This is a genomic window from Caulobacter sp. GW821-FHT11E10, assembly GCF_058808375.1.
Map to the genome: position 1 here is coordinate 232,177 of NZ_JBXARP010000004.1, position 11,783 is coordinate 243,959.

Below are 11,783 nucleotides of genomic sequence, written 5' to 3' on the forward strand. Positions count from 1 at the left end.
CGCGCGCGAAGATCGACGCCACCTCTCGATGGGTAGCGCTACCTAAACCACACATTACTGAACGCCAGCCAAAGTTCGACGCCGGTCATTCGTCATACTTATGGACCTCTACCGTTACTTGGCGCAGAACGGTAAAACCGTCGATCGCCGCCCTGGCGCCGCATGGTGGGCTCGTGGAGACGGAACGAAATGGAGGGAGGCAAACGCCAACCGCCTCGGCTAAGCGACATCGCCGCGCACCTTGGCCTGAGCAAGGCGGCGGTCTCAAAGGCGTTGCGGGATTCCCCCGACATCTCGCCCTCCACGCGCGAGCGCGTGAAGCGCGCCGCCCACGAGATGGGCTATCTGCCCAACTTTCTCGCCCGGTCGCTGACGACCGGATCGAAGGTCTTCGGGGTCGTCATCCCCAAGGTCCAGCATACGTTCTTCGCCGCCGTTTTGGCGGGTATCAACAGCGCGGTGGCGGCTCGCGATTTCGAGATGGTCCTGGGGATTTCCGGAGAAGATCCGGTCGTCGAGCGCCGGCATGTCGAAACCTTTCTGTCCATGCGGACCGCGGCGCTTCTGATCTCGGTGACGGAACATACGCAGACGCTGGACGAGCCGCTGTGCCGGATGGCCGTCGACAATGGCATTCCGCTCGTCTTCTTCGACCGTGTGCCGACAAATCCCGGTGTCATGAACCGCGTGGTGATGGACGACTTCGGCGGCGCGAAGGCCGCGGTGAGCGCGAGCATCGACCACGGCTATCGGCGCGTCGCGCACCTGGCGGGCTCCAGCCTGACCAGTATCGGCCGCAGCCGGCGCGAAGGCTACGAGGCGGCGCTGCGGGAAGCCGGGATCGCGCCACGCGGCGAGTGGATCATCGAAGGACGGTTCGACGAACAGGCCGGGTTCGACGGCTTTCAAAAGCTGTGGGCCCAGTCAGAGCGACCAGACGCCCTGTTCTGCGCGTCCTTCCCCGTGGCTTTGGGCGCGATTCATGCCTTGAAGCTCCACGCCCCCGAGCACCTGAGCAAGATCGTCATCATCTTTTTCGGCCTGGGCGACATCGTCCACCTTCTGGGCGTCCAATACATCTGCGCCGTTCAGCCGGCGGTGGAAATGGGTCGGTCGGCAGCGGACATGGCCTTCACGGTGCTTGAAAACGCCCAAGGCGCGACGGAGCAGATCCTTGATCTGGAGATCGTCTGCGCCGTGAAGCCGCGCGTCATGACCTGACCCCCGGCCCACCTCGCAATCGGCCTGGCCAAGAATTGACGCCCCCAAGTTAACCGGTTAAGCCAAAGTCATAAGATCACCAGATAACAGTGACGATCGCAGCCTATGGTCCGTGATCGCGAACAGCTTCCGGTTCCCATGCAAGTAGCGATCGTCCCGCCTGTCGTCGAAGCCTGCCTAACCCGCATGGTCGCCGGGCGCCTCGCGCACCTGGTTGGCCCGAAGAAGGCTGAGAACTAGGATGCTGCACGCTCCCGAGACTCCCGCGCCCACCGAAGCGACCGGCAAGGCGGAAAAGTCCAGCCAGACCCTCACGCGCGCCTTGGATATCCTGGACGCCGTGCGCTGCGGTCCGATCAACCTGCCTGACCTCGAGCGCCAACTGGGGCTGAGCCGTAGCACGGTGCATCGCCTGGCCACCGCCCTGATCGAGCGCCGCCTCCTCAGCCATGAGCACCGGAAAGGCTATCGGCTTGGCCCAAGGCTCATGGACCTGGGCCTGCTGGCGCGCGAAGCGACAGACCTGGCGACGGTGGCTCAGCCGACGCTGGACGACATCAGCCAGCGCATGGACGACGCCACCAATCTTGGCGTCCGGCATGGTGACGACGTCGTCTATATCGCTCGGTCGCCGAGCCGCCGGCGCGTCGTGGTTCGGCATCGCGTCGGCGATCGAAACCGCATCAAGGACACCGCCTTGGGCCGGGCGCTGCTGTTGGACACGCCTTCGGAGGTGTGGTCCGAGTACTTCCCTCCCGAGGAGCTGAAGCTGGCGATCCAGGATCGCTTCACGCGCCACATCGACGAGCATGGCGATCGCATATGCTGTGTCGCCTCGCCCATTCGAGACGCCAGCGGGGCGATCGTCGCGGCCCTGAGCCTTTCCAGCATTCCGCAGTACATGACTTCGGAGCGGCTGGAACAGGCGGGCCGATGCGTCATCGAAGGCGCCGAAACGATCAGTCGTCGGCTGGGCTGGGGCTGGAAGATCTGACCTGCCCAAGGCCCCGCCGCACGCTCCCGACCTTTCTGTGATTGGACGCCAAGCCATGTCTCTCCATCGCCGGACGCGCCGCTGGTTCGCCGCCTCGCTGATCGCCACCCCGATCCTGGCCGCACAGGCCGGGGCCGCGACCAAGCGCGCGAAGTCGGTGTCGATCACGGACTTTGGCGCCAAGTCTGACGGCGTCACCATCAACACGAAGGCGATCCAGGCGGCGATCGATCACCTCGCGGCGCGGGGTGGCGGTACGGTGACGGCGCCCGCCGGGGTCTTCATCAGCGGCGCGCTGTTCTTCAAGCCCAAGGTCAATCTGCACCTGGCCAAGGGCGCGGTGCTCAAATGCACGACCGAAATGTCGAACTTCCCGCGACAGCGCACGCGCATCGAGGGGCATTTCGAGGAGAGCTTCACGCCCGCCCTGATCAATGTCGACGGCTGCGACGGCTTCTCCCTGACCGGTGAAGGCGTCCTCGACGGCTCCGGTCGCCCGATCTGGGACCTGTTCTGGAAGCTGCGGGCCGCCGCTCCCAATCCGTCCAACTTCCCCAACATCGGACTGGACCGCGCCCGCCTGGCATTGATCCAGAATTCCAAGCGCGTGACGGTCGATGGGGTGACGTTCAAGGACTCCCAGTTCTGGAACCTGCATCTCTACAAGTGCCAGGACGTCCTGGTGCGCAACGCCCGCTTCGAGGTGCCCGACGACGTCAAGCAGGCCCCGAGCACCGACGGCGTCGACCTCGACAGCTGCCAGCGCGTGACCATCGACGGCTGCTACTTCTCGGTGACCGACGACTGCATCGCCGCCAAGGGCTCGAAGGGGCCACTGGCGCTGGAGGACAAGGATAGCCCGCCGGTCGAGCACATCCGCATCCGCAACTGCCACTTCCGCCGGGGCCACCAGGCGCTGGCCTGCGGCAGCGAGGCGACCATCGTGCGCGACGTGGTCATCGAGGATTGCCGGGTCACCGGACCGCTGAACCTGCTGATGCTGAAGCTGCGGCCCGACACCCCGCAGCTCTACGAGGACATCCACCTTCGCAACGTCACGCTGGACGCCGCGGGCGGGCGCGTCGTCTACATCGCGCCATGGTCGCAATATAAAGACCTCAAGGGCCACGCCCCGCCTCAGTCGAACGTGCGCAACGTGACGATCTCGGGCGTGAAGGGTCGCTTCGGTTCGTTCGGCTCGATCCGGCCCAACCCGGGGCAGACCACGCTCCGCGACATCAAGTTCAAGGACATCGACGTCCAGCTCTCTCAGGCCGCGTCCCTGGAAGCCTCGGGCGTCACGGGCCTGACCTTCGACAACGTCTTGGTCAACGGCCAGCCGGCGGTCGTCCCCGCCCTCTGATCGTCGACACCGAGCGCCTAGCCGGGACCGAAGCGCAGCGTCGGCTCGGTGAGCAGGCCGGACGGCAAGGGCTTCAGCTCGCTCATGTTCTGGGGCTGGAAGCGATCGCCATAGGCGGCGCGCAAGGCCGTGTAGTCGGCCGGCGGGCGGCCCGCCAGGCTGTTGATCGCGGTGTTGTAGACGCGGATCTCCAGTCGATTGCGGCCCGCCTTCAGGAAAGGCTTCAGGTCCAGCCGGAACGGCGCGCACCAGATGGCGCCGGCGCGTTTGCCGTTGACGAACACCTCGGCCGCGTCGCGGACCGGCGCGTCGTACTGGGCGTAGTAGCCTGGCCCTTTGCGTTCGTTCGCCACGCCCGGAGCGCCCTGCCCCAGGTCGAGGATGATCGTCGGTGAGGCCAGGTCCGCCGCCGTCAGCTCCAGGTCTCGGCCATAGCTTCCCTGGCCGGAATAGTGCTGGAGCGCCGGATCGTCCGCCCACGAACCGAAGGCGCCCACGGCGGCCTCCTTCTGGCCCACCCTCAGGCGCCAATCGCCGGACAGGGGCAGGACGCGCGGGGCGGACGCGATCTTGCGCGGCGCGACAGGCAAGTCGCGACCGAAGACGAAGAGCCGCGACTCGAACGGCGCCAGGCGGATCTCGGCGCCCGGCTTGAAGCTGTCGGTCGCGCCCGTCACCGGATCCCAGGCCTGCCCTGCCTGATCGCCGGCGCCGAAGCGCGGGACGGCGGCGATCGGGGCATTGGTGGTGTTGGCGACGAAATAGAGATCCCCGCCCGCCAGGCGGCGATGGACATAGCCGACGCCCTTCGGCACGCCGGATAGGTCGGGCGGCAGGAGCCCGTTGAGCGTGCGGACTAGTCCCGCCTCGTCGGTGACGGCGCCGCCCCTAAGCTTGCCGCCGAACAGCGCCACCGAGAGCTCCGCCACGTGTCGGCTCTGGGCCTCGGCGTCCGTCAGGCCAGGCGCCTTCGACGGCGGCGCGCCGACCGAAACGACCAGGCCGCCGCCGGCCGCGAAGGCCTGGATACGCTCGTAGACATCCGGGGCGATGCGCTCGATATGAGGCAGCAGCAGCACGTTGTAGCGGACGCCCCGGCGAAGGATCGCGTCGCCGTCGATGAGGTCGAAGTTGTAGCCGCCATCGAGCAGGCTATCGAGGATGGCGGCCGGGAAGGTCTTGCGCAGCTCGTCGTTGATCGAGACGTCCTTGCCGGGCTTGAAGCCCGACATGATGTCCTCCGTCGGCACATACAGGGCGACATCGGCGACGTTCTCGCCCTGGCGCAACAGGTGGCTCAGGCGCTGGAGGTAGAGGTTCACGTCGGCCATCACCGGCCACCACGGATTGTGGTCGTTGAACACCGCGGCGGCGTAGAGCGCCCAGCCGGGCTCCGGAGCCTTGGGCGGCGAATAGGGCCAGCCATGAACGATGAACTGGTTGACGCCCTGCAGCATCAGCACGTCCGCCTCGGCCTTGATGTCCAGCGGCGTGGCCCGGAAGGCGCCCTTGTGCAGCCAGGTGAAGCTCTCGGCGGAGGTGACGGCTTGGCCGTAAAGGTGGTTGGCCGAGCTGGCCCATCGGGTCGAGGTCGCCAGACGCCAGTCGGCGCCCTCCCCTTCGGCCAGATCGACCAAGCGGTTGGAGGACAGGGTGACGGCCGGGATGCCGTAGGTCTGCGACCGGAACAGGGTCCGGCGCGTCTTGGCCCAGGCGCTGACTTGGGACAGGTAGCGCTCGTTGACCAGCTCCGAGAGGGTCAGCCCCCAGTCGTAGCGAACGCCGGGCGACCGCTCGGTGTCGACGAACAGGCTCAGCAGGTGCGGGGCCAGGTCATAGCCCCGACGGACCTTGAACTCGGCCAGAAGATCGTCGGTCCAGTTGGCGCCGTAGACCTCGAGACTGTCGCTGAAGATGGCGTGGGGACGATCCTCGCCGAACGCCGCCAGCAGCGGCTCGCCCACGGTGTCGAGATGCTTGCGGACGGCCCGCGCGCTCAGGTGATCGAGCACGAAGCCTTCCGAACCGACCGTCGGGCGCTTGACCTGCTGCCGGGTCCGGGTCTGCAGGATCAGGGAGAGCGTCCGATCCGTCTGAGCCTTCGCGAACACCGCGCGCGCTCCAGTGATCTCGGCGGGCTTGGCGTCGGCCGGTGAGGTCCCGATGAAGGCGGCGACGTAGCGCTGGCCAGGCTGAAGCGCCGGCAAGTCAACCGTTTCGGTCCCGCCAGGCGCGGGCAGCTCCTGTTTGACGACACGCGAGGCGGCGTTCTCGGGATCGATGTGCGGCCCGCCGAAGGGCCAGCCTGAACCCAAGGTCAGGTCCGCGCGCAGTCCCTCCTCGCGCCCCGTCCGGGCCGCGACGGCGACCATGTCGAGGAAGTCCTTCGACAGGTAGGGCTTGTTCCGAATGCCGAGCTTGGCGTCATCCAGCGACAACGGATAGACCGGCTGGATCTCGAAGCCGCCGAAGCCGCCGGCCTTCATCGCCCGGATTTCGCGGACGATCTCGTCGGCCTCGACCGCGCCGCCGAACCACCACCAGCGCGCCATGGGGCGGGCATCGGCGGGCGGGTGAGCGAAGCTGGCGGCCAGTTGCGCCAGGCCGGGCCGATCCGCCGCCAGGGCTGGCGTTCCGGCCAACAGGCCGAGCGCGCTGGCGCCGACTAGGAATCCGCGGCGCGAGGCCTCGACGCCTGGTCCCGATCGTCCTTCGACGACGTCCATTCGTCTCATGCTCGCACCCTCTCCGGAGCCCCCTGGGGACGGGCCCGGCCTCGGGGGGAAAGGCCGGGCCCGTGGCCGAGTCCTAGAACTCGGCGATCAGGCCGAAATAGTAGCGACGGCCCAGATAGTTGGTGTCGTAGACGTACGGCGTCCCGTTGCCGATGCTGCGATACTCGTCCGGCGTGAAACGCGAGGCGCTGTCGTTCAGCAGGTTCTTGCCCTCGGCGAACAACTGGATCCGCTTGGTCACCTTGTACGAGGCACGTGCGTCAAGCGACTTGGTGCCAGTCTTGAAGATCGGCGAGACGATCTTGTAGTACGAGGTGGCCGTGCCGCCCACGCTCGTGGGCACGCGGTTGATGCTGGCCGAGAGATCGGTGCGATCATAGTAGAAGTCGCGACGCTGATAGGCCACGCGGGCGTTCAACCGACCATCGTCGTACCAGAGGTTCAGGTTGTAGGTGTAGTTGGACTGCTTGGCGGGCGGCAGGGCCTTGCCCGAGAACAGGTCGATCGGCGTGTTGGCCTCGTTGGACTCGGTCTTCGCGTAGTTGAAGCCGGCGCCGGTGTACTTGAAGCGCCAAGGCAGGAAGGTGAAGGCGGTCTTGCCCGCGACTTCGAAGCCCTTCTGCTTCAGGCCAGCAGAACCGTCCGCGTAGGTGTTGGCGGTGTAGGCTTCGCCTCCGATCTCATAGTCGGCCACCGTGACGGCGTCCGGATAGCCCGACTTCACGTCGATCGCGAACAGACCCAGGCTCAGCTGGGTGTCGCGGTTCGGATACCACTCCGCCGACAGGTTCTGAGTCGTGGCAGCGTAGCCCTTCAGCGCCGGATTGCCGATGCGGCCCGTGCAATTGTTCACCGCGTCGGCACGGATCAGGCTGGCCGAATCCTCGTTGTCCACGGTCGGGTCGTTGAACTGGCTGGGGTACTGGGTGATCAGCTTCTCGACCGCCGCGCGGGTCGCCGCGTCCATCCTGTTGCAGGTCGCCGCCGAGGCGCCGGTCAGTTCCGTCATTTTTGGCCGCGCCCGCTGCTTGGCGATCGAATAGCGGACAACGAACTGGTCATCGAGCGGCCACAGGGCCAAGTTGAAGCTGGGCAGGAAGTCGTTGGACTTCCGGTCGATATCGGTCTGCTGGCGCGAGACGAAGGTGCTAGTGACCAGATTGTTCGGATCGACGGTCCTGCCGGCGGTGAGGTCCGCCAGCACGGTCGGGTTGATGACCAAATTGTTCAAGATCAGCGACGGCTGGCCCGTCACCTCGACGCGCTGATACCGCACACCGAAATTGCCCATCACCTGCATCCCGGCGACATGCGTATCGAAGTCCATCATGGCGTAGGCCGAGGTGGTCTTCTCATTGGTCGAGTAGGCGGGCTTCTTGTAGGTCTTACCGTCGGTGGCCAGGCAGCTGTAGAGGCAGCTCGGGTTGTGACGGCTGAGATCGGCGTACCCAGCGAGCTCCTTGAAGAAAGTCTGGAAGTTGTAGGCCGACCAGCTGTCGAGCAGGTTGCCGCGACCGGGCATGCCGCCGAAGAACTGGCCGCCCGGAATGTCCTGGAGGCTATTCTTGATCAGCGACTGATACTGATCCTGGGTGATCGTGTAGGTGCGGTACTGCTGGTCCCTGATCGTCGTGCTGGGACGGTTGGCCGTGCCGAACACGCAAGGCGCGGAGGCCGGGGCCGCCGACGGCACGCAGTATTGGATCAGGTCCAGGCTGCGGGCGCGATACATGGTCACGCCGGGCGAGATGTCGAAGCTGTCTTCCCGCCAGGTGTTGTTGGTGTGGTCGCGGCGCTGGAGACCGAACTTGATGTCCCTGACCGGGCCGAGGTGGTCGAACTCGCGGCTGACGTCGATCTGGAAGTTCGACTCGGTGCTCTTGTCGGCCTGGGGCGTATATTCCAGTTGCGAGTTGGCGCTCAGGCCGTTGGTCCCCAGGACGGGGTAGTAGGCGGCGGCGCTGGTCAGATCGACCGTCGACGGCGCGAACATGGTCCACAGACCGTTCTCGGGCACCATCTTGAACGTCGCCTGCGGGATCGAGGCGACGAAGCTGAAGGCCTCGTCCTCGCGCTTGCCCTTGGCCAGGCCGTATTGGGCGCGCGCCTTGGCGACCCACTTGCCCGCGTTGAAGTCCGCGCCGGCCTGCAGATAGTGCTGCTGGTCCCGGCGCTCGATGTAGCGGTCCTGGGTCGTCCAGTTGAGAGTCGTGGAGCCGTTGCCGCGGATCAGGTCGTACTGCGTGACGTAGTGGTTCGGGTTGACCACGACGTTCCGCATGCTGGTCGTCAGGACGCCGGTCGTGTTGGTCGTCCCCGTCGGGCTGGCGACGCTCAGGTTATAGGCGTCGGAATTCTGGTTCAGGATATTGGGGTTGTAGGAGGCGAAGACGGTCAGGTTGTCGTTGACCCGGAAGTCGGCGCGGAACTGGGCCGAATAGCGCGTGTCCAGGCGCACGCCGCGGCTGAAGCGCACCAGCGACGGGACCAGATCCTCGAATTGGGCAAAGCAGTTCAGGCGGGAGTCGGCCTGGCCGGCCGCCGGCGCCGGCAAGGCCGCGCAGCCAGCCTTGGTGGTGACCGCCGCGGCGATCGGGTCGTAGGGGGTGGTGAAGCTTTTCGACGACGAGTTGTCGTGATCACCCAGCGGCAGATAGCCGGCCTGCTTGTCCGAGACCCGCGCCGTGTCGATGATCGTGCTCGCATCGTCGTAGGTGAAGTTGACGAGAATCCCGAGGCGGTCATCGAAGAACTTCCGCGTGGCGAAGGCGTTGATGCGCGGCGTCGCCCGGCCTTCCAGCGAATTGTTCTGGTACTGGACGTTCAGCTTGATCATGGGCTTGCGGAAGTCGAGGCCGCCGCGCTGTTCGATGCGCACCGTGCCGCCGATGCCGCCAGGCGTCATGTCGGCGGTCTGGCCCTTGATCACGTCGACGCTCTTGATCAGGTCCGACGAAATGTCACCCAGGCTGGTGGCCGAGCGGCCGTCCTGGGCGCGGGTCGACAGCATCGTCATGCCGTCGACCTCGACGCGCACCAGATCGGCGCCCTGACCACGGATGCTGAAGCCGCCCTGCTCGCCGTCGTCGGCGACGTCCAGCCCCACGCCCGCGATGCGGGCGACGGCCTCACCGACGTTCTTGTCCGGGAAGTTGCCGACGTCATCGGCGACGATCGAGTCCTGGTTGGTGGACGCTCGCTTCTTGCGCTGGATGGCCGACTGCTCGGCCTTGCGCGCGCCGACCACGACGATCTCGTCCACCTGCTCGGCGGCGGCCGGAGCCGCGCCGGTCGCGCTCTGGGCCTGGACCGAGGTCCCCACCCCGACAACCAGCGCCACGATCGATGCGCCGACCATCAGCCTCATGGCGTTCGCCTGTGAGTTCTTAGAGACGTTCATTTGCTTCCCTCCCCCGGGGGCTCTAGTTCTAGTTTTTGTGTCTTGGCAGGCGAGAACGAGATCATTCCGCACGCCACTAAGTATTCTTACCGCTTGATGAGCTGATTTTTGCTCACAGGTCGCAGAGACAATTCCGCATCCTTAAGTTCTGGCTCGGGTGCGGGCCGTTGAAGTTTCTCAAGGATTCGAAGGCGCCCAACGTGCATACGCGTCCAGAGCCTTTTGCGGACCAGCCGAATACCAGGAGTATCCATTGCGCCGCCCCTTGGAGATCTCGTTCACGTCGTCGTGGATGGTCTTGCCCCAGTCGCCGAAGATCGGCTGGCCGGTGCGAATGTCGTAGTTGCGCGACCAGATCGGCCCGGCGCCGGGCTTATCGACCAGCTTGCGGCCCTCGTCGTCGCTGACCTTGGTGAAGGCCTTGTCGTAGACGGCGTGAGCCTTCAGCCAGGCCACGCCGGCATGGACCGCGCTCTTCACTTCCGGCGTCGGCTTAGGCTGACGCATCAGGAACAGCAGGATGTCGGTGCTTTCGGCGCTGGCGAGCGAGCGCATCTCGTAGTCGCGGGCGGAACTCGGCTTCAGGGTCAGCGGGTCGACCTGTTGCGGCCAGACGGTCCTCTTGCCGTCGACGACGACCTGGGCGTCGAGGATCGGCCGAATGGCGCGCGCGGACGCCGCGCCAGCCGTCTTCCGCAGGGCGGGCGGCGCGAAGGCGAAGCCTTCCTTGGCTTCGGCGACGTCCTCCAGGATCATCGCCGCCTCGGCCACGGCGTTGTCGTTGAACGTCACCGCGTCGTGGAAGCCGCCTTCGATCGGATAGATCTGCGGCCACCCGCCGTTGGGGTACTGGGCCGCCAGGAGGTAGTTGACGCCCTTGAGGATGCTGGCGCGGTAGGCGTCGCCTTCCTTGCCCGGCGCCTGCTGCTGCACCTTGGCGAGGAACCGCATCTCGGTCGTGGTCGCCCCGTTATCGAGGGTGCCCACGAAGGTCCAGAACCGGTCGACCGGCGTATCGAAGCTGTCGTCGAGCGCCATGTGCTCGGCGTTGTTGGCGAACCGCTGTCCCTTGAGGCGCGGCGGCTTGGTGCGATCCTGGTTCTTGCTCCAACCGCCGGCCGGCGTCTGGAAGCTGACGATGGTGTCGGCGATGGCGCGAGCTTCCTGGCTCGCGTACCAGGCCGGGTCCTTGTCGAGAGCCATGTGGCCGCTGCCGGCCTCGGGCGGCGGCGGCGGCGTCTGCCCGGGGGCGAGCTCGGCGGCCAGCGCCGCGCGATCCCGCTGCATCTGGGCCTGGGAGCGTTTGATGTAGTTCGCCCAGGCCTCACGCTGCCCCGAGGGCAGCTCAGAGAGACGTTCCACGGTCAGGGATTGGGCGGGTTGGTTCTTTCCGATCACGGAGGCATGGACGAAACCGGGCGCGGCGAAGGTCAGCGCGATCACGCTCGACAGCACGGCCTGCCGCACAAGTCGATTGCGACTAATGATTACATTGGTGGCGTCGCATATCGCCTCGTTTTTCTTCGTCACTTCCAACCCCATCGATTCTATTTACGGATTACGCCCGCAAACACTGGCCTCGACTGGCGCCGATGACCCGAGAGGAGCGAAGCGTCATGGAGCCTTCACAGGGCGCCCAGACGCGACCACCCCGTCGCTGATCTGACCATTTGGGGCCACAGAACCGATTAGCCCCACATAAGTCAACCGGTTAAGGGTCGTTTTCCGGTCGGCTTGGCTTCACCAATTTTCATATATGAACCCTATTTCCAATGTTATTTGGCCAACGGGCCTCGCGAATAAACCCAATATTTTCAACAAGAAGCCGAAAATCAGCCTCGCTTGATTCCAGGCCGCGGTTCAAAATTGGTCATGTCGATTTTCTTGGATCGCGAAGGTCGAATTCGACCGCGAGCGCCTTGGCCTAACCAGTCGTGCACGGACGGCGCCCTGACCTCGCAGCGCCATGTCGACCGCTCCACATCAGAGCGCGCCACGCAACGCATCCCATAATTTGGGAAGTTACAGAGAATGATAACGTTGTCTTTTCTAGTATTCCGTCTGGAGAGA

6 protein-coding genes are annotated in these 11,783 nt (G+C 65.5%); 3 read left to right on the top strand and 3 right to left on the bottom strand.

The features are described 5' to 3' along the window. The first annotated feature begins 189 nt into the window (after window positions 1–189). The 3 genes from AC1RRV_RS09760 to AC1RRV_RS09770 all read left to right on the top strand — a co-directional run bounded on the left by AC1RRV_RS09760 (window position 190) and on the right by AC1RRV_RS09770 (window position 3,578). Complete coding sequence (locus AC1RRV_RS09760) at window positions 190–1,221, top strand: LacI family DNA-binding transcriptional regulator (protein ID WP_492859427.1); 1,032 nt, start codon at window positions 190–192, stop codon at window positions 1,219–1,221. Between the two features lie 241 nt (window positions 1,222–1,462). Beyond that, window positions 1,463–2,215, top strand: a complete 753-nt coding sequence (locus tag AC1RRV_RS09765; protein ID WP_492859428.1) for an IclR family transcriptional regulator — start codon at window positions 1,463–1,465, stop codon at window positions 2,213–2,215. 55 nt (window positions 2,216–2,270) lie between these two features. Next, entirely contained in the window at window positions 2,271–3,578 is a 1,308-nt protein-coding gene (locus tag AC1RRV_RS09770; protein WP_492859429.1) for a glycoside hydrolase family 28 protein, read from the top strand. 17 nt (window positions 3,579–3,595) lie between these two features. Here AC1RRV_RS09770 and AC1RRV_RS09775 read toward each other — a convergent pair whose 3' ends face one another. The 3 genes from AC1RRV_RS09775 to pelA form a co-directional block, all read right to left on the bottom strand. After that, complete coding sequence (locus tag AC1RRV_RS09775; protein ID WP_492859430.1) at window positions 3,596–6,304, bottom strand: glycosyl hydrolase; 2,709 nt, start codon at window positions 6,302–6,304, stop codon at window positions 3,596–3,598. Between the two features lie 82 nt (window positions 6,305–6,386). Then, window positions 6,387–9,680: a TonB-dependent receptor gene (locus AC1RRV_RS09780; RefSeq protein ID WP_492859431.1), complete on the bottom strand. Its 3,294-nt coding sequence runs from the start codon at window positions 9,678–9,680 to the stop codon at window positions 6,387–6,389. 210 nt (window positions 9,681–9,890) lie between these two features. Then, window positions 9,891–11,180 carry a pectate lyase gene (gene pelA, locus AC1RRV_RS09785; RefSeq protein ID WP_492859432.1) on the bottom strand — a complete coding sequence of 430 codons (1,290 nt, stop codon included), beginning with the start codon at window positions 11,178–11,180 and terminating at the stop codon, window positions 9,891–9,893. Window positions 11,181–11,783 lie beyond the last annotated feature (603 nt).

Bases quoted from the DNA above. Each gene is read 5' to 3' on its own strand.
- AC1RRV_RS09760 (WP_492859427.1), top strand. From the start codon at position 190: ATGGAGGGAGGCAAACGCCAACCGCCTCGGCTAAGCGACATCGCCGCG.
- AC1RRV_RS09780 (WP_492859431.1), bottom strand. From the start codon at position 9,680: ATGAGGCTGATGGTCGGCGCATCGATCGTGGCGCTGGTTGTCGGGGTG.
- AC1RRV_RS09770 (WP_492859429.1), top strand. From the start codon at position 2,271: ATGTCTCTCCATCGCCGGACGCGCCGCTGGTTCGCCGCCTCGCTGATC.
- AC1RRV_RS09765 (WP_492859428.1), top strand. From the start codon at position 1,463: ATGCTGCACGCTCCCGAGACTCCCGCGCCCACCGAAGCGACCGGCAAG.
- AC1RRV_RS09775 (WP_492859430.1), bottom strand. From the start codon at position 6,304: ATGGACGTCGTCGAAGGACGATCGGGACCAGGCGTCGAGGCCTCGCGC.